Annotated in this window: 22 protein-coding genes; 16 read left to right on the plus strand and 6 right to left on the minus strand. The window is 56.2% G+C overall.

The genetic code is table 11. The features are described from left to right. Positions 1-84: 84 nt before the first annotated feature. From ACODR8_RS15165 to ACODR8_RS15190, 6 genes are all read left to right on the plus strand, one after another. Positions 85-636, plus strand: a complete 552-nt coding sequence (locus tag ACODR8_RS15165; protein WP_489008035.1) for a nuclear transport factor 2 family protein — start codon at positions 85-87, stop codon at positions 634-636. A 66-nt stretch (positions 637-702) separates the two neighbouring features. After that, positions 703-1,902 carry an aromatic ring-hydroxylating oxygenase subunit alpha gene (locus tag ACODR8_RS15170; protein ID WP_489008036.1) on the plus strand — a complete coding sequence of 400 codons (1,200 nt, stop codon included), beginning with the start codon at positions 703-705 and terminating at the stop codon, positions 1,900-1,902. Between the two features lie 5 nt (positions 1,903-1,907). Then, positions 1,908-2,240 (plus strand): hypothetical protein, encoded by a 333-nt coding sequence (locus ACODR8_RS15175; RefSeq protein WP_489008037.1) that lies wholly within the window; start codon positions 1,908-1,910, stop codon positions 2,238-2,240. A gap of 256 nt (positions 2,241-2,496) precedes the next feature. Continuing rightward, the gene (locus ACODR8_RS15180) at positions 2,497-3,780 is read left to right on the plus strand and encodes a glycine cleavage T C-terminal barrel domain-containing protein (RefSeq protein ID WP_489008038.1); all 1,284 of its coding nucleotides are present in this window, start codon (positions 2,497-2,499) and stop codon (positions 3,778-3,780) included. Between the two features lie 56 nt (positions 3,781-3,836). After that, positions 3,837-5,300, plus strand: a complete 1,464-nt coding sequence (locus ACODR8_RS15185; protein WP_489008039.1) for an aldehyde dehydrogenase — start codon at positions 3,837-3,839, stop codon at positions 5,298-5,300. A 62-nt stretch (positions 5,301-5,362) separates the two neighbouring features. Continuing rightward, entirely contained in the window at positions 5,363-5,698 is a 336-nt protein-coding gene (locus tag ACODR8_RS15190) for a c-type cytochrome (RefSeq protein WP_489008040.1), read from the plus strand. 168 nt (positions 5,699-5,866) lie between these two features. On the opposite strand, the gene ACODR8_RS15195 is transcribed toward ACODR8_RS15190, so the two are convergent. From ACODR8_RS15195 to ACODR8_RS15205, 3 genes are read right to left on the minus strand one after another with little or no spacing between them, the layout of a single operon-like run. Beyond that, on the minus strand, positions 5,867-6,799 hold the full coding sequence (locus ACODR8_RS15195; protein ID WP_489008041.1) for an intradiol ring-cleavage dioxygenase: 933 nt from the start codon (positions 6,797-6,799) through the stop codon (positions 5,867-5,869). Between the two features lie 19 nt (positions 6,800-6,818). Beyond that, positions 6,819-7,886, minus strand: a complete 1,068-nt coding sequence (locus tag ACODR8_RS15200) for a maleylacetate reductase (RefSeq protein ID WP_489008042.1) — start codon at positions 7,884-7,886, stop codon at positions 6,819-6,821. A 52-nt stretch (positions 7,887-7,938) separates the two neighbouring features. After that, positions 7,939-9,705, minus strand: coding sequence for an FAD-dependent oxidoreductase (locus ACODR8_RS15205; RefSeq protein WP_489008043.1), 1,767 nt, complete (start codon positions 9,703-9,705; stop codon positions 7,939-7,941). 236 nt (positions 9,706-9,941) lie between these two features. On the opposite strand from ACODR8_RS15205, the gene ACODR8_RS15210 reads away from it, so the two are divergent. Further along, positions 9,942-10,700: an SDR family NAD(P)-dependent oxidoreductase gene (locus tag ACODR8_RS15210; RefSeq protein ID WP_489008044.1), complete on the plus strand. Its 759-nt coding sequence runs from the start codon at positions 9,942-9,944 to the stop codon at positions 10,698-10,700. 113 nt (positions 10,701-10,813) lie between these two features. After that, the gene (locus tag ACODR8_RS15215) at positions 10,814-11,443 is read left to right on the plus strand and encodes a nuclear transport factor 2 family protein (protein WP_489008045.1); all 630 of its coding nucleotides are present in this window, start codon (positions 10,814-10,816) and stop codon (positions 11,441-11,443) included. A gap of 250 nt (positions 11,444-11,693) precedes the next feature. Here the strand turns inward: ACODR8_RS15215 and ACODR8_RS15220 are convergent, their stop codons facing one another. Beyond that, the gene (locus tag ACODR8_RS15220; RefSeq protein WP_489008046.1) at positions 11,694-12,131 is read right to left on the minus strand and encodes a hypothetical protein; all 438 of its coding nucleotides are present in this window, start codon (positions 12,129-12,131) and stop codon (positions 11,694-11,696) included. Positions 12,132-12,229: 98 nt separating this feature from the next. On the opposite strand from ACODR8_RS15220, the gene ACODR8_RS15225 reads away from it, so the two are divergent. The 8 genes from ACODR8_RS15225 to ACODR8_RS15260 all read left to right on the plus strand — a co-directional run bounded on the left by ACODR8_RS15225 (position 12,230) and on the right by ACODR8_RS15260 (position 21,745). Next, positions 12,230-14,002, plus strand: a complete 1,773-nt coding sequence (locus ACODR8_RS15225) for an FAD-binding protein (protein WP_489008047.1) — start codon at positions 12,230-12,232, stop codon at positions 14,000-14,002. Between the two features lie 10 nt (positions 14,003-14,012). Next, a complete protein-coding gene (locus ACODR8_RS15230) occupies positions 14,013-14,648 on the plus strand; it encodes an alpha/beta hydrolase (protein WP_489008048.1) in 636 nt (211 codons plus the stop codon). After that, positions 14,645-15,109, plus strand: a complete 465-nt coding sequence (locus ACODR8_RS15235) for a hypothetical protein (protein WP_489008049.1) — start codon at positions 14,645-14,647, stop codon at positions 15,107-15,109. Before ACODR8_RS15230 ends, ACODR8_RS15235 begins: the two co-directional genes overlap by 4 nt. A 135-nt stretch (positions 15,110-15,244) precedes the next feature. Continuing rightward, positions 15,245-17,356, plus strand: coding sequence for a TonB-dependent receptor (locus ACODR8_RS15240; protein ID WP_489008050.1), 2,112 nt, complete (start codon positions 15,245-15,247; stop codon positions 17,354-17,356). Between the two features lie 48 nt (positions 17,357-17,404). Then, entirely contained in the window at positions 17,405-17,677 is a 273-nt protein-coding gene (locus ACODR8_RS15245) for a 4Fe-4S dicluster domain-containing protein (RefSeq protein ID WP_489008051.1), read from the plus strand. Then, on the plus strand, positions 17,670-19,037 hold the full coding sequence (locus tag ACODR8_RS15250; protein ID WP_489008052.1) for an NAD(P)-binding protein: 1,368 nt from the start codon (positions 17,670-17,672) through the stop codon (positions 19,035-19,037). Before ACODR8_RS15245 ends, ACODR8_RS15250 begins: the two co-directional genes overlap by 8 nt. After that, complete coding sequence (locus ACODR8_RS15255) at positions 19,030-21,150, plus strand: molybdopterin-containing oxidoreductase family protein (protein ID WP_489008053.1); 2,121 nt, start codon at positions 19,030-19,032, stop codon at positions 21,148-21,150. The genes ACODR8_RS15250 and ACODR8_RS15255 overlap by 8 nt, the downstream gene beginning before the upstream one ends. Positions 21,151-21,238: 88 nt before the next feature. Next, positions 21,239-21,745 (plus strand): winged helix-turn-helix transcriptional regulator, encoded by a 507-nt coding sequence (locus ACODR8_RS15260; RefSeq protein ID WP_489008054.1) that lies wholly within the window; start codon positions 21,239-21,241, stop codon positions 21,743-21,745. A 368-nt stretch (positions 21,746-22,113) separates the two neighbouring features. Here the strand turns inward: ACODR8_RS15260 and ACODR8_RS15265 are convergent, their stop codons facing one another. Together ACODR8_RS15265 and ACODR8_RS15270 are read right to left on the minus strand one after the other, a co-directional pair. Then, a complete protein-coding gene (locus ACODR8_RS15265) occupies positions 22,114-23,700 on the minus strand; it encodes a phytoene desaturase family protein (RefSeq protein WP_489008055.1) in 1,587 nt (528 codons plus the stop codon). A 124-nt stretch (positions 23,701-23,824) separates the two neighbouring features. Then, positions 23,825-24,814 (minus strand): transposase family protein, encoded by a 990-nt coding sequence (locus ACODR8_RS15270; protein ID WP_489008056.1) that lies wholly within the window; start codon positions 24,812-24,814, stop codon positions 23,825-23,827. Positions 24,815-25,253: the final 439 nt, after the last annotated feature.

A 25,253-nucleotide genomic window follows, 5' to 3' on the forward strand; every position in this document is an offset into this window, starting at 1 on the left:
AAATCGAAATGCATAATACGCATCGAAACCGCCTTTCACGATTCGGATAGCGGGCGATGCGCGAAAAAGAAGCGAGGATGTCGGATGGCGGGATTGGATCGCTTGGATCATCTGGAAGAGAGATTGCAGCGCGCGCTGGACGAAATCGAGCGATTGACATCGATCGAGGCGATCCGGGAATGTGTGTATCGCGTGTGCCGGGGAACAGACCGGGTTGATGCCGACATATTGCGTTCGGCCTTTCATGCGGATGCGGTTCTCCATTTCGGCAAAATTTATGATGGTCCGGTCGACGGATGGATTGATGCTGCGATAAGGCATCAGTCGTCGCAATCGCAAAGGCAGCATCTGGTCGGCAACATCATCATCCGGATCGACGGGGACGAGGCGTTCGTCGAAAGCTATGAGTTGGACCGGCACAAGACGCCGATGAACGGAGAGGTGCGCGACCTGGTGCTGGCCGCACGCACGCTCGATCGGTTTCAGCGTCGCAATGGCGAGTGGCGCATAGCTGAACGTACCAAAGTGATGGATTGGGGGCGGGCCATTGCCGCGAATGATGGCCCCTATGCCAACAGCCCACTGACACGGGGCGGTGATGATCGCTCGGACAGTTCTTACTTATTGTTGCCTTGACGATATTTTTGAAAATTCCGGCGGTTGCCCCGTGCATTCCGTGAACAGAAATATAAATGGAGCTTGATGATGGCTGAGGGTATCAACGGAGATCTTTCCGGGATCGAATTTCACCTCGATGTGACTGGTCTGTTTTCCGAAGAAAGTTACAAGAAGGATATCGAGCAGATATTCAAGAAGTCATGGCTGGCGGTCGGCCATGATTATGATATTCCCAATGTCGGCGATTTCAAGACACGGAAATTGCCGGGATTGAATTATAATATCCTAATCGTTCGCGGTAAGGACGACAAGATCCGCGCCTTCCACAATATATGCCGTCACCGCGGCAACTTGCTTGTATGCAAGGAACAGGGCAGCAGCCGGGCCGGTTTCTCCTGTGGGTATCATGGCTGGACCTATAATATCGACGGCACCATTCGCGGCATCACCGATCGTGAGCAATTCCCTCCTTATGGCAATGAAGCGCTCGGTCTGCTGGAGATCAATTGCGAAGTCCGCCATTCCTATATCTTCATAAATTTCGACAAGAATGCTGACAGTCTTGACGACTGGCTTGCCGAAATGGCGCCCAACAATCTTTATGAAGGGTTTTTCGAAAACTTCCACATTACCAACCATTATAGTGCGACTATTCGCGCCAACTGGAATTTGGTAATGGATGCGTTTTCCGAATCCTATCATACCCTGTTTGTCCACAAGAATACGGCGACGGACTATCTGGGTGGCGACGATAACAAGATGCGCCATGTGCCTGCAATGGACATCATGGATTTACATGCCCGCCATTCCGTATCGGCCAATCCGGCCCATAAATGGGCGGATGTCGAAACACTCGCTTATTCCCATACCGCCAAGGCATTCCCATCTTTTGATTCCAATTCGGAGGGACTGCCGCCCGGCGTCGATTTCGGAAATCTGAACAACTGGGCGTTCGATATCGTCAAATTCTTCCCCAATCTCGTCATATTGACAGGTCGGGACTGGTTCATCGAAGGTTTCACATGGCCGTCAGCGGCCGACGAGACCATCTATGAATGGAACATCTATCTTCGCAATCCAAAAACATATGGCGAACGGGTAGCGCAGGAATTCTCCTATATCATAGGGCGCGAAATCGCCTGTGAAGATCTCTTTCTTCTGGAAAAACAGCAGGAGGCGCTCGAAAGCGAAGCAGTGAAGGACTATTTCCTGTCCTTCCAGGAACTCGTCGTGGCGCATCATTATCGCAGCCGCAATCGTATGTTTGCCAGAGCCGAGGGATAAGGACAATGGCTGGAAATCTACCGCAGAAGTTTATTGAACTCGACAAATGGTCGTCCTGGGCCTTCGCTACAGAAGGCGAGCGTTACAAAAAGCGCATCAGCGCAAGCATGGACGAACTCAAAGCATTTCATAGCGCGCTTAGGCCGCATATGGAGGATGTCATCCAATATCTTAAGACGTTCCCATGGGGAACGGAACTGTCGGAAGAGGATGAGCGACTGTATCATCTCGGCCTGTCTTACATGGAGGCAGCCGTACCGATCGATCTGGGTTGGAAGCAGCCGATCGCAGAGGATAGTTTCCCGGTCGACAGGCTGACGCTGCCGGTTCGTAAGTAGAGCGCGAGAGGGGCCGATTGTGGTTCGGTCCCTCTCCATGTCATGGCGGCTTTTTACGCCATGAAGGCTGCGGATGACGCACGGGGTCGGAAGCGCCGCCTTTCGTCAGGAACAGGCGGTGTCCTGCAAAGTCATTCTATGCGGGAACCTCAAGATGGTCTTGCTGGATGGCAAGAATTGCTACGGCTTTAAGATGCGTTTCCATTGAGGTTTGCAGCTAGGCACGGGCCAATAAAGGCTTCGTGAGGAGAGTGATATGAACGTCAACGATTTCCGTTCGACGCCAGAAGGCTATTTCACCAGTCGCTGGGGCTTGCCCGAATATACCGACTGGATCGACGAAAGCATGTCCTGGAAACAGACATGCTCGATCGGGGACTGGTCGTTCCTGTGGGAACGCCGTTTTCGAGGCCCAGACGCCATGCGCTTGTTGAGCGACACATCGGTCAATAGTCTGGCGAAATTCGAAATCCGGCAATCCAAACATATCGTGCATTGCGACGACGACGGCAAGATCATCGCAGAAGGCATCGCAACCAAAGCAGCCGACGACGAGTTCGTTCTATTCGGGCGCGGCACATTCTGGTTGGAGCATGTTGCCCGCCGTGACGGGTATGACGTTAGCTCCACCGGGGTCGACAGTTTCAATTTCCAGGTCGCCGGGCCACACGCCATCGCCTTGGTGGAGAAGGCCGCGGGACGGTCGCTGCGCGACGTCAAATTCATGTATTCGGAACATATCGACATTGGCGGTCGCCCCGTTATCGCCTTACGCCAAGGCATGTCGGGCGAACCTGGTTTCGAACTGCAAGGGCGGGCCGAAGATGCGCGCGTCGTCTATGACAGGGTGGTGGAGGCTGGGCAGGAGTTTGGACTGCGCAAATTGGGCGGCCGGGCTGTGTTCATCAATCATCTGGAAGCCTGTTTCCCCACGATCATCATCGACTATATGCCCGCTATCTTCGGTCCGAAAATGGCCGATTTCCGAGCGGAATTTCTCTCCGCAATGCCGGCGGCGTCGGCAACATTCAACATCGCTGGCAGTTTCCAGTCCGACGACATTACCGACTGGTATCGCAGCCCCGTGGAACTTGGCTGGGGCAAGAGCATCAAGTTCGACCATGACTTTATCGGGAAGGCCGCATTGGAGGCCGAATTGGCTGCCCCGCGTCGGCAAATTCGGACGCTGGTGTGGCATCCCGATGATGTCGTCAACATCTATGCGTCCCTGTTCCGCAAGGATGCACAGCCCTATCATTTCATGGAAATGCCGCGCGATCAGCGAGGCTTCATGTATGCAGATATGGTCCTGGACGGCGGTGGGCGGCAAGTTGGTGTCGCGACCTCCCGTGGTTACAGCTATTATTTCCGCGAGATGATATCGCTTGCTGTGATCGACGTCGATCATGCCGATATTGGACGCGAGTTGAGCGTCCTGTGGGGCAATCCAGGCGAACCGCAGATAGAGGTCAGGGCGACAGTCGCGCCTGCACCTTACAAGAAAGATAACCGCCGCGCCGACCTTAGCATGTTGCGTTGACGGGTTCGGCCAGATCTTGGCGATGAGTATTGACCTATTATGACGGAGAGCCACCCATGAAGGACCGGTTTGATCCCAACGAACTGAGCGAAAATGTTCGGTCTCGCTTTTATATCGGGGGGAAATGGGTGGCGCCGCGCACGGACGCCCGTCTGCCGCTCATTTCGCCCCTGACGGAACGCGAGCAGTTCAGCGTGCCAGCAGGTGCGCCGCAGGATATGGAGGATGCGGTTAAGGCCGCCAGGGAGGCCTTCGACCATGGCCCATGGCCCCGGATGACGCCGGCCGAACGGGCTGGCTATCTCATTGCCCTGGGCAGGGAGGTCGATAATCGACTGGGTCTGTTCCGGCGGGTCTGGACCGCGCAGGTCGGCGTGGTGAATGGCTTTGCCAGCATGATATCTGCCATGATCCCGCAATATTTCACTTATTATGCGGGACTGACCGATAGTTTCGCGTTTGAGGAAGATCGGCCGACACCCCATGGCCGTGCGCGCATATTACGCGAGCCGGTTGGGGTGTGCGCTTTGGTTCTTCCCTGGAACGCGCCGCTGATCCTGCTCGTTTCGAAACTCAGTCCGGCTTTGTTGGCCGGTTGCACCATCGTAGCCAAGCCCAGCCCGGAGACGCCGCTGGAAGCGTTGCTGCTGGCGGAATGCGCCGAAGCCATCGGCTTGCCGCCTGGCGTCTTAAACGTCGTTCCCGCAGAGCGGGAGGCGGGCGATCATCTCATTCGCGACAAGCGGATTGATAAGGTTAGTTTCACCGGATCGACGGCCGCAGGTCGGCATATCGGCGCGGTCTGCGCGGATCGCGTGGCGCGGGTCAGCCTGGAACTGGGCGGAAAATCCGCTTCGATCATATGCGATGACGCGGATCTTTCGGCTGCTATTCCAGCAGTCACGCCAGTATCAATGCCCTTTAGCGGGCAGATATGCTTCTCCCAGACCCGCATTCTCGTACCGGAATCGCGCCATGACGAAGTTGTCGACGCCTATCGCGCTGCGGTGGAAAGCATCAAGGTCGGCGATCCGTGGGATGACGATGTCGGCATGGGTCCGCTTGCCATGCGCCGTCAGCAGGACAGGGTGCTGGACTATATTGATATCGGTCGCTCAGAAGGTGCCCGTGTCGTGACTGGCGGCGGCCGTGGTGCATTCAACCAGGGCTTTTTCGTCCAACCCACGATTTTCGACGATGTGACGCCGGACATGCGGATCGCGCAGGAGGAAATCTTTGGCCCGGTCGTTTCCATCATCCGGTACAAGGACGATGCGGACGCAATACGCATCGCCAACGACAGCGCCTTTGGCCTGTCGGGCACCGTATTCACGCGCGATGTGGAGCGGGGAGAACGGATCGCGCGCGGAGTCCGAACGGGCAATATTTCCGTAAATGGCCTTCAACTTGAACCATTTGTGCCTTTTGGTGGCTACAAGCAGTCTGGCCACGGGCGCGAAGGTGGACCGGAAGGGCTTAATGCCTATCTCGAAACCAAAGCCATTTATCTTCCCTATTAGTCGTTAAGGTGCATGTGATGAAAGCAATGCCTGTCTCCAGCCTGGTCCTGGCTTGTGGCTTGATGTTCGGATCGGCTGTGCCGGCTCAGGCGCAGGTGGGTGATGCCGGTCGCGGAAAGCGCCTGTTCCAGCAGCGTTGCGGCATATGTCACAGCGTTGCGCCAAAGGCTTCCGGGGTCGGTCCAAATCTGGCGGGCGTCGTGGGGCGCAAGTCCGCCTCTATAACGTTCAACTATTCGCCGGCGATGAAGAAGGCCGGGCTGGTTTGGAACTCGGCTACGCTGGATGCCTATCTGGCCGCACCGATGAAGAAGGTTCCCGGCGCGCGGATGGCACTGTCGACCCCAGCGGCGGCCGACCGGCAAAACATCATCGCATATCTCGCCACCACCCGGTAGCGCGATAGCGTCCATCATCGTGGATAGATGCGCCATTGGCCGATTGTAAATGTGGAAATCAGGCTTCGGTTGGCCTGGCGGAAGACCAGGGACAGCCGCAAGTTCCCCAAGGCCTGTGCGCCCCCACCGCTCTCTTCCATATCGCAGTAACGGCCATCCATCGCTCCGTCAGAGCGCTGGCTCTATCGCTTTATTTGGGGTTAGTTCACTAACGCGGGCCAGGACAAAGTTCCAGTCCACTTTCCAGAAGGGAGAGGCGAGGCCTACTTCTTCGCCCAATTGCAGATCATCGACCTTCTGGAAATCGGCGATCAGCGAATGTTTGACACCAAAGACGGCATCTTCGGCGAGGTAGGGGCAATCAGGTGTGAAGATATGCGTGATCACTGTGTCAAAGCCAGGAGCCTTCACGATGAAGTGGAGATGAGCGGCCCGGTTGGGATGCCGCCCCAGCGCAGCGAGCATCTTGCCCACCGTGCCATCATCTGGGATGGGATAAAAACGGGGCTTGATCGTGCGGAACCAATAATTGCCTGCAACATCTGTGGTGAATACGCCACGAAGATTATAGTCCGGCTGAATGCCCTTTTGCTGGACATCATAAAAGCCATCATCGTTGGTTGCCCATACGTCAACAGTCGCGCCGGCGATCGGATTGCCATCCTTGTCGGTCACGCGCCCCCGAACCAGCAGTTGCTCGCCTTTTTGATCCAGGCAGATGTTGGCGCCATTTTCATGATGCGGCGCATTGGCCACATAGAATGGACCAAGGACGGTATTTTCGGTCGTTCCTTCTGGACGATCGTGATTGAGCGCATCGACCAGCATCGACACGCCCAGCACATCGGACAGCAAAATGAATTCCTGACGCCAATCACTGCACATCTGCCCAGTCTTTGTCAGGAATTCGATACCGGTCATCCACTCTTCACCAGTCAGATGCGCTTCTTTGACCGCTGCATGCAGGTGGTTCACCAGGATAGTCATGACTTGGCGCATACGAGGCGAAATGTCCGGCCCCATGCGCGCGTTGACGACCTCGGCCGAACGCCTGGCATCGAAAAAGGCCAGGTCGTTGGTGGGCTGATTGAATTGGCTCATAATGCCTCTCCTTCTATTTCTATCTGGCTTGCTGCGGCGGTTCACCCGCCCACGCAGCGGCGATGCACGCCCGAACAGCGTCGCGCTCCAGCGGGCGGGGATTCCAGTAGGCGTTGGCGAGCGCCAAGGTCGTCGCTTCATCAATGCCGCTTTCGGGCATCCCCAAATCGCGCAGTGCGCGCGGAGCGCCGAGTGTAGCGGACAGATCATAGAGCGCGCGGGCCGGATCGTCACTTGCCAGCACGGCCGAGAGTGTGGCCATGGCGCGTGGAACTGCCGGAGCATTATACTGCAAAGCATGCGGCAGAATGATCGTGTGCGTTTCGGCATGGGGCAGGTTGAACGTGCCGCCCAGCGTGTGACATAATTTGTGATGCAGCGACATCCCGACGGCACCCAGGCACGTGCCGCACAGCCATGCGCCATATTGGGCGTCCGACCGCGCATCCTTGTCTCCTGGATCGGCGACGATCCGGGGCAGGCTGCGAACGATGGCCCGAACGCCTTCGGCCGCCATCATGTCGATGATCGGATTGCCATCTTTTGCATAGAGCGCTTCGACCGCATGGGCGACAGCATTGATGCCGCTGGTCACCGATAGACCAGTCGGCAGGCTCAGGGTTTGGTCGACGTCGTATATCACGACCTCTGGCAAGACCTTCACGGTGGTTTGCGTCGTTTTCAACCCGCCGTCGGTCTGTCCGATGATCGGGGTCACCTCCGAACCGGCATAGGTTGTCGGCACGACGATCTGGGGCAAGTCGCTGCGTAGTGCGATGGCTTTGCCAAGACCGATGGTGGAGCCGCCGCCGATCGCTACAATGCCATCGATCCGTTCCGATAGAACGATGCGCATCGCCTCTTCCGTCACTTCGACAGGCGTATGCATGACGGCGCCTGAAAATATGCTGGCGCACGATGGTCCAAGCAGCCGCCCGACCTCTTCGGCTGCCCTTCTCTGCTCCTTGGTCGACAGGACCAATATTCGCGTCGTACCAAGTCGGGTCGCTTCATCGGCAAGCCTGGCTAACGATCCCGCGCCAAAAATGACACGGCCTGCATGGGCATTATAGGTGAAATCGCGCATAGCCCCTCCCATTCCAATCAGTTATAGTATGGCGCTGTTATTGCTGGATTATTCAGTTGGCCGCTTGACGAGGTTCAGGTGCGCCATGTGCGTCGTCCACATTGACTGATGCCAGATCAAGCACCGGAACGGAATGACCTGTAAGTTTCAGCAGAAGCAATCGTGGATTGATGCTGCCTGCCGCGCCGCGCCATGCCACGATCTGATCGGGGCGAACGAGCAGAAGGTCCGCTCCGTAGATCGCCCGGACATTCTCGGCCGACAGGTCGACTACATTCAGGTCGAGCTTCAGATCGTTTGCGGCCTGACGGAAGCAATCGATGCTTTCGCCGCTGCCCAGGGACAGGAGCGACCACCCAAGTCCCAGCAGGTCGAACAGGCTGCGGCCGTCGCTCAGCCACAGATGGGGCAACCGGCCGCCTGGCGACGCGCTGGGCACGTAGATGTTCATAGCGTCGTCGGGCAGGGGAGCGCCGTCGGAGTGGATGATAGGCGAACCATCATAACGTCCGCCAAAGGTGATGCCGGGGATAGCGAATTCGCGGCGGGCATGCCCATTGAGATAGTCGCCCGCTTCGCGCCGGACGGCGTCGCCCTCCACGCCCTCGGCTTCGATCAATGGATGCGGCACATAATTGCCGATCGATTCGGCCAGTTGCCGCGCATAGCCGGTGTTGCGTACGGCCAGGCGGTGGCGTTCGGTTGCATAGCTGGGCAGGAGACCCGGTCCCGCCGTGCCTTTCACCGCCGCTGCCAGCTTCCAGCCCAGATTGACCGCGTCCTCGACCGCCGTATTATAGCCCAGTCCGCCAGCTGGCGTGAACAGATGAGCGGCGTCTCCACCAATATACACTCGGCCACTGCCCAGATTTTCGGCGACAAGTGCGTGGCCTGCGATCCATGTGTCGACGGACAGCAATTCGACGTCCAACTCGATACCCATCGCCTGCGCCAACATTTCGCGCGCTCGGGCGTCGCTGACTTCTTCACTCTCGTCCTTCTTGAGTTGAGTATGAAAAGCGAACTCGTCGATGCCGTCGACTGCGGCGCACCATGCGCGTCGCTCAGGATTGAAAGCCCAATACATCCATGCGCGAGGATGCGGCACCTTGTCGTAAAAGTCCGGCGCGCGGAAGTTGATGGCGCACATCTTGCCACCAAAGAAGTCACGCTCCACGCCGGTTTCGCCGCTATAACGAATGCCAAGCTGACGCCGGACAAAGCTGCGCGCGCCGTCCGCGCCGATCAGGAAATCGGCCTCGATCTCGTGCCGTTCTTCGCTGTCCAGGATTTCGACCACGGCCTTCACCGAAGTCTCGCCTTCCTCGAATGAAATCAGTCGGGTGCCGTAATGGACTGATGTCTCGTTGAGCGCCTCCGACTGACGACGCAATACTTGCTCGACATATTTTTGCGACACACGGTGGGGCAGTTCGGCGGCATTCCAGATGCCCGAACGGTCGCGAGCAACCGATTCTGCTTGTGCAGAAGCGGGGAGAGCGAAGCGGGCCAGCTCGAGCTGATTAAAGCGCGTAAAATACGCGATGTCGGTGGGATAATCCTTGGGCAAGCCCAGGCTGCGGATCTCATCGGCAAAGCCCAGGCGTCGAAAATATTCCATCGTCCTTGCTTGTGTCGCATTCGCCTGCGGATTTACCGCCGTTCGCCGCTTCGAATCGATCAGGATGGAATGGACACCTCTCCGCCCCAGTTCGATGGACAACATGAGGCCGCACGGTCCGCCACCAACGATTAATACGGGCGTTCTCGACGCGATCGTCATTCCCATCACCTCCTTGGAATTCTGCTCTATGAGCATTTGTATAGTTAGATAGCCTGTCTATTATGGGGGAAATGATGGAAATTAGTCCAGCTAAAAATATCAAATTTGTAAAATCAGAGTCGGAATATCGTTGAATTTGTCCTCAAAATAATAAACAGGCCACATTACCATATTGCCAGCCGGAACAGGTCGCGCTAAGAAAATGCAGCGCAGTTCCGCAGAGGCGCTCTCAATCGAAGCGTAAAGCGGTTCGCACAAAATCGGGAGAAGGTATGACTGAGCGTCGCCGGGCTATCATCATCGGGGGAGCTGGCGGTATCGGAAGCGATATCGCGCAAAAGATGGCGTCGCAAGGCTATCGCCTCGTGATCGCGGACTTCAATTTTGACCGTGCGCAGGAGCTTCTGGACACGCTGGAAGGGGAAGGCCATGAAGCCGCGCACTTTGACATCACGGACCCCCAATCCATCAGTGCTACGTTCGACGCCGTGGAATCAAGCAGCCCTGCAAGCATCCTGGTAATCGCTTCGGGTGGCCCCGTCGTCCATCTGGGACAAAATACCAACATCGCGACGATGGCGATTTCCGATTGGGAAAAGACATTGACGCTCAACCTGACAGGCGTGTTCAGCGCCATCCAGAAATATGCGCAGTTGCGCAAGGCAAAACCCTTGGAGCATTCAAGGGTTGTCATTGTCGGATCGGCCGCCGCGCTGATTGCCGGGAATGGCACGGACGTCGCTTATATGGTGTCGAAAACCGCCTTGTTTGGACTGACCCGGCAGGCTGCATTCGAACTCGCGCCTGCCGGCGTCACCGTCAACATCGTCGCGCCTGGGCCGGTCGGAACACCAGAATTCTTCCGCAATACCAATGAGCAGATTCGCGCAGGCATAGCGTCCATGTCGCTTTTCAATCGCGTGGCCACGCCTGAAGAAGTGAGTGGCGGCGTCCTATACCTCCTATCGCCTGAAGCATCTTACATCACCGGTGCGACAATCGACATCAACGGCGGCATCCACATGCGCTGACACGGGCAGGCATCGCTGCGGACGTCAATGGCGGCGATGCCTGCCCTTTTTGCCTCTGCCTGCGACAGCGCATGGGCAGGCTGGTATAATTCCTTTCAAGAAAGAATAATGTCATGACAACGTCAAACAGCACGGTCTCAAGCCCCGCTGTTGAAGAGGACCGGCGCGAGATCAGGCGCTTGATCGAAAACTGGGTCGTATGGCGCGACGCCGGGGATTGGGATGCCTTTCGGACCGTATGGCATGACGACGGTCGAATGATGGCGACATGGTGCCAGGCCAGCGCGGACGGCTTTATCGAAGCGAGCAAGGAGGGCTGGCACAAGGGCGTGAGCATCCTGCATTTCCTTGGCGGCCATTCAGCCGAGGTTGCGCACGAACGCGCCGTCTCTCAGACCAAGATGACAATCAGCCAGCGCGCTGTTGTGCATGATGTGCTGGTCGATGTCGTTTGCACCGGGCGCTTCTACGACTTTATGGAAAAGCGCGATGGTCGCTGGGGCATGGTTCTGCGCCAGCCGATTTATGAAAAAGATCGCATGGATGCGGTCGATCCGGCTGCCACCTTGTCGCTCGACGCTGCGTTGCTGAACCGTTTTCCTGAAGGATATCGGCATCTGGCCTATTTGCAGACGCAGATCGGTTATGATGTGAAGGTGGACATGCCAGGTCTAAAGGGGCCGCAAGTACAGGCACTATATGGTCGTGGGCAGTCCTGGCTTGCAGGCGGGGATCTCGACTGAAGCGATATAGCGGCGACGGCTTTAGGCCGATGCGACCATTGCGACTCTGCTGACGCCCATCATTTGCTCTATTTTTCATGCGGGCGCCTGACGGCGTCCGCACGTGTTTTGCCGCTATTGGCGTGAAGATGAAGGGTGACCGCGGCACTATCGGTTGTAACTGAACATCCTCAGCAGTTGTTGAATAAATTGAACGCCTGATCTCCATTCCTATCGCAAATGAATAAACATGATCCGTCGCGACAACGATCTATGTCCTAATAACATACGGCGTGATCGGCAGACAGACCGATGGTGATTTCAGCGATAGCACCCTGCTCATTAAAAATTTAACCGAACAAAAATGTACGTAATTGTTAGGCAATTGGATTCGATCTAGCTTCATTTTCGACATCAAAAATCGATAAATGAGGGCGAGGACAAAATGGTTCAGGACGTCGATCCGTTGTTCGAACCGCTTTTGGTAAACAGCATAGTTTCGAGAAATCGTTTCGTCATGCCCGTCATGCAGCATGGTGGCGTGCGTAATTACTCGGCTACAGTAGAAATGGCCAACATCCTGCAGCGCTGCGAAGGCAGATCCGGCAGCGGATTTTCGGCCCGGTTCCACAAGAAATAGGGATGGGTGGCGCCGCATTGCGAAGGCCGTGACCGGCACGATCTGAAGGCCTGATATGAAAACGGCCATGTGCATGAAGGACAGATTGCGGACCAGTCGCGCAAGCGGGACTGATGACCAATCATGATTAAGATTATCCATATATAATAAATACATAGGAGATGGGGATGGAAGGTTCGCCGAAATTTGGTTCCCGGCTTTCCCGGCGTGACTTCGTTGTGGCAGGGGCGGCGGGGCTTGGCGCGTCGGCTTCCGCGCTTGGGGCGCAACCGACCCAGAAGATGTCGTCGGTTGGCAAATGGGATATCGAAACCGACATCGTCGTGGTCGGATCAGGTGCTGCTGCATCTGCCGCGGCAATCACGGCGCATACCCAGGGTGCGGCCGTCGTAATGCTCGAAAAATCGCCGGTCATCGGTGGGACGACCGCCAAATCGGGCGGTGGTTTCTGGATTCCCAATAATTTCAGGATGCGGGAAAAAGGCATCACCGATTCGCGGGAAGGCTTTTTGCGTTACGCTGCATCCTATTCCTTTCCGCACATTTTCGATCCGCAGTCCCCGACCATGGGATTGTCGGAGAATAGCTTTGCGCTGCTGGACGCCTTCTATCGTAACGCGACGATAATGACGGATTTGCTCCAAAGCACCGGGACGCTGAAAATCGGGCCGTTTTTCGTTGGCGATCCTGCCGAAGATGGGATGGGAATCCCCGATTATGGTCGTCTTGACGGCTATAATGAAGCGCCGCGCGGGCGTTGCCTGGGCGTGCGGACGCTCGAAGGCGGTCCGGGCTTTGGGCCGGATATGATCCGGCAGTTCAACATCAAGTTCGACCAGTTGAAATTGCCGCGTCTTACGAGACATGAGGTTACCGGTCTCGTGCTGGATGATGCAGGCGCGGTAGTCGGGGTGGAAGCGCTCGCCGGGGAAACGCGCCTTCGCGTGAAGGCGCGCCAGGGTGTCATTTTTGGCAGCGGCGGCTTCGCCTATAATCGAGAGATGCTCAATCGCCACCACAATATGCCAGTCTATGGCGGGTGTGGCGTAGCGACAAATACAGGCGACTTCGTCAGGATCGCCAGCGCGGTCGGGGCCAGGTTGGGCAATATGGCGAGCGCCTGGCGGGCGCAGATCGTGCTGGAGGAAGCGTTGCAATATGCGACAGTCCCGGCCGATGTCTGGAGCCCGACCGGTGACAGCATGGTGATGGTCAATAAATATGGCAAGCGGGCCGTCAACGAAAAGAGCAATTATCAGGATCGGACCCGGGCATTGCTGGGTTACGACGTCAATCGTTGGGAGTTTCCCAACCAGCTGATGTTCATGCTCTATGATCAGCGTACTGCGGAAATGTGCGCGGGCATCCATCCGATCCCGGATATGCCGACCGGGTCGCCCGCTGTCATCGTCGGGGATACATGGGCGCAACTTGCAGACCGTATCGACGAGCGGCTCAAAGAGCTGGAATCGCAGAGTGGTGGCGTCAGGCTCGATGCTGGTTTCAAACAGCAGCTGGCGCAGACGATCGAACGGTTCGATGGCTTCGCCAAGACCGGGAAAGATGAAGATTTCGGACGCGGGGACTACGCTTTTGACATCGAAACGCGCCCGATGTTCGGACTGCCCCGCCTGGATACGCGGTGGGGAGGGGTGTCTCCCACCAATCCCACCTTGTACCCCATGCAGAAGGAGGGGCCCTTTTATGCGGTAATACTCGCACCCGGAGTGCTGGATACCAATGGCGGCCCTGTTATCAACGAACATGCCCAGATAGTGAAAGAGGATGGTACGCCGGTGAAGGGGCTTTACGGAGCTGGCAATTGCGTCGCCAGCCCGAGCCATGATGCCTATTGGGGAATGGGCGGCACGCTCGGCCCCGCCATGACCTTTGGCTATATTGCGGCCAAACATGCAACCCAGTCGGCCCGCCGGACCTGAAAGCAAGGTGATGCCGAATGTCACCAGATCTGGTCCGCAACCATTGTCCATATTGGAACGGATCGTGGAAAATCCCGATGGCGCCGGCAACGGGACGGTGATCGCGTTGCATGATGCGAACGCACGGCTTGGCGAAACCATGCCTTTGTTCCGCAGGATGATTCAGGGGCAGCGTCTGATCGTTCCACGCTCTGCTCGCTGGTCGGGATATGGGGATGGCGGACGATATAGCTGGTTTTCCAGCATATCCCCGCCCTTGGTCGAACCGATAGGTTTTGGGGATTCGCTGATCCAGCTGGAGGCGCTGGCTCTGGAATATATGACGGCCGGGAAACAGCCGGACACCGTCCTGCTGGGGCTAGGACAAGGCGGGAGCATGGCACTTTGTCTCGCTGCGTTATGGCCCGAATTGTTCAGGGGCGTCATCGGGATCGACGCTTTCTGGCCCGATGTGGCCGGATGGCGCCTGCCTGAGCAGGATATGTCTTTAGTGCATGTGTTGCTGATCTCGCCGCGTGGTGACGCATGTTCTCCGCTGATGGCGCGGGGCGCGCAAATGACGGAAATGCGGGCACCGACGGCTGGGCCGACTTTAGGTGGCATATGTCGGCGCTGGATAAGCGACAAGATAGGGAGAGACGCATGAAACAGATGGCATTGATGGCTCTATCCTGCCTGATGGCGGTGCAGGTTGGCCCGGCGATCGGACGACCGATCGGGGGCAAGCCGCCGCCCTCTACGACAGTAAACGGCAAGCATGGCTCCCCACAGAAAAACGGCACGAGTCCCGTCAGCTTCAAACGCGATATCATCCCGATTTTCCGCAACAGCTGTACCATGTGCCATCAGGGCGACATCCCCATGGGCGCACTTGGGCTGACGCCGGATGTGGCCTATGACAATCTCGTCGGCGTCCAGTCCGCAGGCGCGGATATGCCCAGAGTCGATCCCGGCAAGCCCGATCGCAGTTATCTGGCATTTAAGACGTCGGGCAGAAACGCGCTTGTCAAAGGGAGCGGTTATGGAATGCCTTGGGGACAGACTCTCGGACCCGCCGACAATAATCTGATTCAGCGTTGGATTGAACAAGGCGCGCCAAACAATTAAGCATAACGCCAAATAGACATGGTGTGCGGGCCTATTTCACAGCGAACAAAAATGTACGTTATTGTTGATCGCTCGAATATGATTTAAATAGATACGACAATAGAATCTCGTAATAATAGAAAATTGGAGGGGTAAATGCGCGAATATATGCTCGCCGCTGGTGCATGTCTGCTGCCTGCGGCAATCTTGCCGATGTCAGCCATGGCGCAATCAGCCAGCGACACAACGGAATATGCGGCGCCTGCTGATGCTGATGCTGTGTCGGCCGGCGACATCATCGTTACGGCCCAAAAGCGCGGTGAAAACCTGCAAAAGGTAGCAGCGGCGGTTACGGCTGTTCTGGGTGAAAACCTTGCTGCGGTCGGCATTACCGATCAGGCCGCTTTGGGTAAGGTGGCTCCGGGACTTTTGATTGGCGCGCAAACCGGCTTCGCCATTTCCTTTCTGAGAGGCGTCGGTCAAACGCAGGCGGCGCCCAACAATCCCGCAGCGGTCGCCCTCCATCTGAATGGCGTCTATCTGCCCCCGGAATCCGGTTTCACGCCTCTTTACGATATGGAACGGATCGAAGTCCTGCCCGGACCGCAAGGAACCCTTTACGGTTTCAGCGCCGCCGGCGGCGCGATCAATTTCATAACCAAAAAGCCGACCAGCGACTATGGGGTTCAATTCAATGTGGAGGCGGGCAATTATGACTCGGTGAAAGCCACCGGCGCGCTCAATATTCCATTGGGCGGGGGCTTCTCAGCGCGCGTTGCTGGCATTCGGCAGACGCATGATGGCTATTTGTCCAACGGACTGAACGATCAGAAAATGTGGTCGGGCCGCATGACGCTCAGCTATGACGACGGCGGGCCGTTCACTGGATCGGTGATGGTGCAAAGGCATCATGAAGGCGGAACCGGCAATTCCGCGATTGCCTATACAGGGAGCGTTCCCAACCCCCTTTATCCCAACCCGGACAATCTCTACGATTCAGCCATACCTAATTATGGCCAGAATTATCGATTTAACAGCTGGCTGATATCGGGTGAATTCAATCTTGATATCAACGACAATCTTCAGCTGTCCTATGTTCCCGGTTTCGCCAGGGTGAAGGACAGGCAAGATCTATACTTCCTGACACTCATCCCGAACACGGTTTTCGACCATCATGTCACCCAATATACACAAGAGTTGAAATTAACCGGCCAACAAGGGGATGATGACTGGCTGGCTGGCCTATATTTTTTGAAAGCACCCAATCATTATCTGCGCGGCGCTGTGCCATTTCTGGGAACCACTGTCATCCAGAATGATCTGACATCTTACGCCGCGTTCGCTGAATATCGACTACGCCCTACACCGTCTCTGACGCTGACAGCCGGCGGTCGCTACTCGCATGATAAGTTCGAAGGACGCAATTATAATGAATTGCCGCCCAACTCAATAACCAATCCGCAGATCGTCTATCCTGGGGATAGTCGGGGTCGTTTCGATTTCAAACTAGGCGTCGGCTATCAGGCAACGCCAGATTCGCTTCTTTATGCTGCGGTTCAATCCGGCTACATTTCCGCTGGTTTCGACCAGAATGGTGAAGTCTTGGAACCTTCCGAACTGGTATCCTATACTGTCGGATCGAAAAATCGTTTCTTCGACGGATTGTTAACTGCCAACGTCGAACTGTTCTATTATGACTATAAGAACTTCCAGCTTCAATATAATGACGGGTTTATCTTTGGATCGGAGAGCGTGCCGGCAAAGATTATGGGTGGCGAGATATTGCTGGGCCTCAACCCCAGTCGCGACGACGTTTTAACGTTTAGCGCATTGATCCAGAATGCGGAAATGCGGGAAAGGGATGGGCGCTATACCAGAAACGGCCTGGTGAGCAGCGCATCAGTCAGCGTGTATGGCTACCAACTGCCTTATGCGCCTGCCGCGACGTTGAAGGGGAGCTGGACGCATACATTCCGCATTGGTGGCGACCGGCGGATAGTTGCCCGTGCCGATGTGCTTTACAGCGCACGTTATTGGCAATCTTTCACGCACGATCTCTACACTGACCAGAAAAGTTATACCAAGACCGATGCTTCGCTGACCTATTATTCGAAGAACGACCATTGGTCGCTTGGCGCCTATATACGCAATGCCGAAAATGAAGCCGTCATAAGCGGTAGTTCCAAATCACAAGGTCCCGGACTGACGGGGGCTCCCTATCTCCAGGCACCGCGAACCTATGGATTAAGTTTCGGCCTTAATTTCTAATCTGGCCGCGGCGCAGGGCGCAGCGCTTGAACACACCGAAGGATTGACATGCCGTTTGTGATTGCTGCGCCCTGTGTAGCTGATTATTCCTGCGTCGAAATATGCCCGGTCGACTGTATCAGTCCGTCACCGGGAGCCGACGACTTCGTCAATGCCGAGCAGCTATATATCGACCCTGAACGTTGCATCGAATGCGGTGCCTGCGTTGATGTATGTCCCGTCGCAGCAATTTATTCCGCTGAAGCATTGCCCCCCCGATGGACACATTATGCGGAGGTAAATCGCCTTCATTTCCAGCGTCAGGACAAGTTGGATGCCTGAGCTTCGCATAGCTATCGTCGGGGCGGGCGCAGCTGGCCTTTACGCGGTGCAGCATTTGTTGGAACAGACCGCATGGGATGTGACGATCGACCTGTTTGAACGGCTGCCGACGCCATGGGGGCTGATCCGGTCAGGTGTGGCGCCGGATCATCCGGAAAAAAAGCTGATCATCGATCGACTATTCGCCCTCTTCTTGCGGGATGAGAGAGTGAGGCTGATCGCCAATATCGACGTCGGCTCGGATATTGACCATGATGCGTTGGCGGCGCGTTATCACGCAGTCATCTATGCGGTGGGCGCTGACGATGACAAGGCGCTCGGTATCGAGGGCGAAAGCCTTGCTGGTAGTTGGTCTGCGCGGGAATTTGTCGCCTGGTATAATGGTCATCCCGCCTATAGCCATCTGGACTTCGATCTTTCCGTATCCCAGGCCGTAATCGTCGGCACCGGCAATGTCGCCCTTGACGCCGCCCGACTGTTGACGCTTCCGGTAGCGCAGCTTGCGACGACGGATATTGCCGACCATGCGCTCGATGCTTTGCAGAAGAGCCAAATCCGTGAAGTCGTGCTGTTAGGGCGCAGGGGATGCCGACAAGCGGCGTTTCATTGTCCTGAACTGGAGGAGTTGCTCCATCTCGACAATGTGGAAGTACAGATTGAGGCGGACGATCTTGGCCTGCCCGTTGAGGAGGCCTGCGACCAGGCGACGCGGCGTAAGCTCGACATTCTCGCCAGATTACAGCAGCGAAAATTTGCTGCGCCGGACAAGCGCATAATTTTCAAATTTCATCATAGTCCCATCTCCGTCGCGGGCGACAGTGCCGTCGCTGGATTGAACGTAGCCATTGGCGGCTCTTCGCCGGGCGCTGGCATGCTGCCTTGTGGATTGTTGCTCCGGGCCATCGGCTATCGGGGCAGGCCGATCAAGAATCTTCCCTTCGATGCGGATGCCGGCATCGTCAATAATCTTGCCGGGCGCGCGGTGAATGACGGGCAAATCATGACCGGCGTCTATGTGACCGGATGGATCAAAAGAGGTCCAAAAGGCGTGATCGGATCGAACAAATATTGTGCCGCGGAAACGGTCGGCTGTCTGCTGGACGATGCGAATGCCGGCAGGCTGACCATTAGCGCACAGGACGATATTGTGGCGTCTCTGATCGCCAAAGGGTGTCGTCCGGTCATGCGTGATGGATGGCGACGGATCGACGAAACGGAACGTCGCGCCGGCCGTATGTCAGGTCGCCCGCGCATCAAACGGACCGACAAGGCCGAATTGCTGAATGCCGCGGAACCGACGGGGCAGTTGATGCTCGTCGAGTCAGCACAGCGCAATATATTCCGAGGTGACCATGATTGAAACAGTGCATAGCTTCTGCCGCATATGTGAACCGCAATGCGGATTGGTCGCGGAAGTCGAGGATGGGCAGATAGTCTCGCTCCGCAGCGACCCGGCTAACCCCGCCAGCGCTGGATATTCCTGCCACAAGGGTATTCGCTATCTGGAGGTTCATCGGGATACGGACAGGCTGACATACCCGTTAAAGCGAACGAATCCACGCAGCGAAGCCCAAGGAAATTTTGCCCGCATCAGCTGGGATGAAGCAATTCAGGACATAGGTGACAGGTTGAAGGATATCGTCGCGCGCCATGGCGATGGCGCGATCGCGATCTACATGGGCAATCCCCATGCCTTCAACAGCCAGCTATTGACCAATGAGGAGGCTTTGATGGCGGGTTTCGGCACCGGACCCCGCTTCGGTGCTTACACGATCGATTGTGCGAACAAGCTGGTGGGCAGCGAACATATTTTTGGCTCGGCCATGGTCCAGCCGATCCCCGACCTGCTGCATACCGATTATTTCCTCGCCATCGGGACCAATCCTGCCGTGTCGCACATGGCCATCATGGATGTGACCGATCCAATGGCCAAATTGCGAGCGATCAAGGAGCGGGGCGGACAGACCGTGTTCGTGAACCCCCGTCAGATAGAATCGGCGACCCCTGGGACCGGTGATGTAGTGCTGATCAAACCGGGCACCGATTTCTTCTTTTTGGCGGCCTTGCTGCACGAGATCCTATTCCATGTCGGCTATGATCACGACCATAGTATAAAGCATGGCGCCAATATCGAGGGGCTAAAGGATTTTCTGCGCCGTTGGCCGCCGGACCGGGCGGCCGCGGTCACCAATATTCCAGTCAGCACGATCCAGCGTATCGCTCGCGAATTCAGTATGGCGCGTTCGGCAAGTATCCAGATGTCGACCGGGGTGAATATGGGCAAGCATGGCTTGCTGGCCTATTGGATGGTGCAGATGCTCAGCCTGTTTACCGGCAATCTCGGCCGCCGGGGCGGTAATATCTATTCACCCGGCATCTGCCCAACTGCGCATCTGGCAAAGCGGTCGTCAGATGATCCATATTTCGAAACCGAATTCGGGCCGGTACGCAAAGTGGCGGGTCAGTTGCCATGCGGTTTGATGGCTGACATGTTGCTTAGCGAAAAATCCCCCGTAAAGGCGCTGATCGTCATCGGCGGCAATCCGCTGCTTGCCGTACCCGGCGAAGAGCGGTTGCGAGAGGCCATTGAGGGTCTGGACCTGGTGGTGTCGCTGGACATCTATCGAACGGCGACCGGCGAACTGGCGGATTATCTGCTGCCGGCAAAGGACTTCCTTGAGCGGGAAGATGTCAATATTTTGGGCAACGGCCTACAACTGGAGCCGCACGTCCAGTATAGCCCGGCGGTGGCATCGCCGGCTGGCGAACGCCGCGACGATTGGTGGATATTGTCGCGGATGCTTCAGGCTATGGGCCGGCCATCCATGCTGGACGATCCGCGTCCCGATCCTTTCGGTGCGATCGAGGCGATGCTGCAATATCGCAACCTCAGCATCGATCAGTTGAAGGGGCTGCCCTGTCAGACGGCCCTTTTGCCCGATCCCAACCCTGGTGACCTGTTCACCTTCGGCATTCACAATGACGATGGGCTGATCGACTGTTGCCCGACGGTATTCGAACAGGGCTTCAGCGCAGCGGAGGATCATTGGGAGATGCTGATGACGGAGCCGTCCGATCAGCTCAAATTGATAACCCGGCGAACCGGGATGATGGTAAACAGCTGGATGGGCAATCTACCCGTCCATAAAAGGGGGCAGCATATGACCAACCCTTTATGGATGAACGAGAAGGATGCGGCCGGTCGCAACCTGTTCCCCGGCATGGAGGTTGAAGTGCGAACGGCCGATGGCATGGTCCGGGCGTTCGTGGCGATCGACGATACATTGAAACCAGGCGTGGTCGCCATGTCGCATGGTTGGGGAAATCGAAAGTCATTCGGCCTGTCCACTGCGCGTCGATATGCGGGCGTTAATGTGAACCGGCTGGCCCCCAGCGGTCCGGGGAGCTTCGACAGGTTAAGCATGCAGTCTCAGCTGACCGCCTTGAACGTCACGGTCAACGCACTTGATTAGGCAGGCACGCTGGCCGCAATAAGTATATTTCGCTGCGATCCTGGATGGGATATGGTCGGATGCTGAAATAACAAAAGCGGAGGGGTGCATGTCGGGCGAGACTTTACCCATTGATGGCGCCCAACTGATCATGTCCAGGATAGCGTCCGTCCTGGATCCTGCCGGACATACGTATATCAGTCCTGTGCAAAGGCAGTTGTTCGAATATCTGGTGAACCAGGTGTCCGAATTTGACGGCGATCGCAGTTGTCCCATCGTGAGTGTGGCGGACCATGTCGGGAACTACTGGCGCAACTGGCTGTTGCTTATCTGCCGTACCGGTCCCTATCGCCCTTCGACGATCATGCGCCTGTTGGAAGCGATCGATCCATCGCATCCGATATCCTACCGCATGCTGACGTTGAATTTGCGCATATTGGAACGTGACGGTCTGGTTCGGCGGGAAGTGTTCAATGACGAAAGAAACCATGTCGAATATGAATTGACATCACTGGGTGTGGAACTTTCCGACTGGATATTATCCTTTATACGATGGATCGAACGACGTTCGCCTGAAGTAGCACAAGCCAGAATATCTTTTGATTTATCCCGATGATTTGCTTGCAATCTGGAATTGTTGTATATTGTGGAAAATATATACATAGTATCAACTATGTTGCTGAATATGTTGCGATATAGACATTATTAAGCGATTTACGCCAACATGATAGGCAACTGGGTCTAATCTTGAAATCATGGTGGTTCGACGAGAGCCATCGAACAGTCAGCGGACTTTTTGTGGACGTCTGTGAACGATAGGTCCTACATGGCGGTATCCGGGCGATCTCGCCGCCCGCCCAAATACCGCCATGGCTCAAATATCTCCGGCTCGCATAAGATGAATATCTATCGACCGGTACATGGCCGACATGATGGATATCGGCCCATCTGGCTGGCCTTCGAATAAGGCCAGCCATTAACCGGTTACAGTGCGACAACCTTTTCGATGTCGAGACCAAGGTCGTCGAGGATCTTGACTGCAGTAGGTCGCCCGATCCCGAATACGCCGCCGCCCGGATGCATGAATGGGCCGCACAGATAGAGCCGTTCGACGCCCGGCACCGCATATTGCGACAGTTCCGGCGTCGGCCGATAGCCGCTGAGATGGAAGAATTGCGACCCCAGGCCGCCAGCGTCGCCACACAGCATGCTGTTGGGTGACCAGCGTGTCATGTCGAGAGGCGAATCGACCGTACGCTGAATGATGTTGTCCTTCACGCCGGGGATGAAATGGTCGAGGCGCTCGATGAGGCGGTCGGCCACGCGCTCCTTGATTTCGTCCCACTTTTGCGGGCCACCATCGGCCAGATTATAGGGCTGGAAAGACAACATATAGAGGAGCGCTTTTCCTTCCGGTTGACGGCCTGGCATCGACATCGCGCCACCGCTGAGCAGCGGATTTTCGAGCGACGTGCGGCCGTGACGCAACGGATCGAAGGATTCCAGATATTCTGTAAGGGTGTTTGCCGACACGAATTCGCCAAAGCCGTCGCTGCCCTCTGTCCCGTCTGGACCACGCCGGTTGAGCGGTTTGTCGAGTGCTGCGTCGATCTTCACAATGGAGAAGGGTGCGGGGAGGGTGCGCTTGGCGCGAGCCAATACGTCCGGCACGACACCATCGACGAAACGGTCGAGATGGTGGGGATGGATCGATGCGATGACCGCGTCCTTGGCAAGATATTGCTCGCCTGACGTCGTCTCCAGGCCGATCGCCCGCCCGCCGCTGGTAAGCACCCGGCTGACTTCACATTCGGTGATGATTTCCCCGCCATGATGTTCGATACAGCGGGCCAGGGCAGTTGCCAGCATACCGCTGCCGCCGATAGGCAGGCCGACACCATATTTATGGGCGAAGGCCGGGGTCATCAACATTGCGATGCCCGTTCCCATATCGTCAGGGAATTGCGGGAAACCCTCTGATGTCAGGCGAAGAAGATGAATCTTGAGAAGATCGCTCTCGAATAGTTCATCGACAATCTGCAAGGGGCTGCGCAGCATATAGTCGATGACGCGGCGGCCATCTTCGCTCTGCTCCAGTATCCCCAGAAACACTGACATGGGCAACGGCACGGTAAACATGCCCGCGACGATCATCGGCAGGATGCGCATGCCCCAGACAACAAATTCCCGGTAGGCGTCCGCGTCCCGTGGCGAAAATTGTGCGATCTGGCCACACATGGAATCGAGATCGACGAGCTGGTGAAGCGTTCGAAAGTCGTCCAGCACTGTCGTGGCCATCGCGGGTGGACGGAAATATTGCAGTCCGAACTGTGAAATCAGGCCCAGCTCATCGTTCAGGATCATGGGATTGGCTTGCGCCATTGCATGAACAACTGAATGCTTGTCATATTTGAAGCCTGGCGCATCGCGTTCCAGCGTAACCGCGCCGCCGCCGATGACGTCGTTCCGTTCCAGGACGACGACTTTTTTACCTGCCTTCGCAAGATAGGCAGCAGCACCCAGCGTGTTCTGTCCGCTGCCCATTACAACGACATCGTAATTGTTGCTCATATACCTCTGCCTATCTAATGATTGACTGCTTCTCGTGTCAGTCGGCGCTGGCGGCGAATGAAGGGTAGATCATCCTGCGATATGATCACTGGACAGGCCCCCTTTCTAACCGCCGCGCCGTCTCTCATCTTATGGCGCGTTGCAGGGGCAGTTTACCATTCCTGATTAGTCCCACGTCCAGGTGGTACGGATCGATCAGAAAAAGATCGGGATGAACATCCCATATCTTGCAGATAAAACGGTAGGGGGTCAGCCCGCGAAGGCATTTAAGCCGTCGCTTGTAGTTGAATGAATGGAGGAAATGCGCGAGGTACAGTTCGAGTTCCGCACGGTCCCCATAGGCAAAATGATCGATACTATCGCGGGGCAATTTGCCATCGGCCATGCTCTCGTCGAGCCAGCTTTCTTCGACTTGATATATCTGATGATCGATGCCGTGATACTGACACCGCCGATCGAAGCGCGGCGTCGAGAAATATGCGATCGACGCCCTGCTATAGCGTATCGGGAATGTACTCTGAACATAGTTGCTGGTCAGGACGATGTGGATTTTATAGGGAATGGACGCGACCAATGCGTCGAGAAACGTCACGGTTGCGTCATCGTCAGGTTGTTGGACGACTTGGGCGAACGTGAATTTGCTGAACCGGTCGGTGGCCGCATAAAGGTACAGATTGCCCCGCGCAGTCCGTAATTCGGTGAGCGAGATCACAAAAATGCCTATTTGACGCGGGAAGGAGCGCTTGTCGGTAATTCCGCCGAAATCGATGTTGGGAATGCGACTGATCCCGTTGCGCTTGAGACAGCGATGTAGCGATGAACGGGTAAGATGGGGAATCGATATCTGAAGCGCGTAGAGGCAGTCGTCCAACGGCAACATGCTGTGCCGCCGAAAGGAGATAACCATATTTTCTTCTTCAAGGGTCAGCGATTTCGAACAGGCCATTTTGCGGTCGACGACAGCATCGTTGGGGGTGGGTCGCTTTTTCCACTTGGCGACCGTTTTCGGGTTGATGCCATAGGTTCGGGCCAGGTGTCGAATGCTATCCGTGCTGTTGCGAATGGCGCGGCGGACCTCGTGGGTGGTTATACCGTTCTGCCTTCCTTCACGCATATTTGTGTGTCCAGCCCGCTCATGCACGCGCCAACATGGGAATGACCATGCTACGCCGCTCAGATGCTAGGTCATGCCGATGCATTTCGAAAGCCCGTCGGCTGGCTTCTGTATCGATCAGCCTGATTCTTCGATGCGTGGGGGAGGCCTGTGGCATGCTAACAGCCTCTTCTTTCGGATGAGCGGGGAAAACATTATCGGTTGGTGGCGATGCCCACCATAGAGACGGGTCGCTATCCCTGACTATAACTTGCCGGTGATGATGCATGGCGACCGAAAAGCGCCGACCGATCCTTGGTCGAGATATGAAGTCGCGCGATCTACCCAGAATGAAGTGCTTATACAGCGGGTATAGGATCAAGCAAGTTGGACGATATCGCCATCCCACCCTCGCGCGCAGCTTCAGTTAGGCTTGGCGCCTGTAGATTTGCGAAACAAC

Source organism: Sphingobium sp. FG58 (assembly GCF_057809055.1).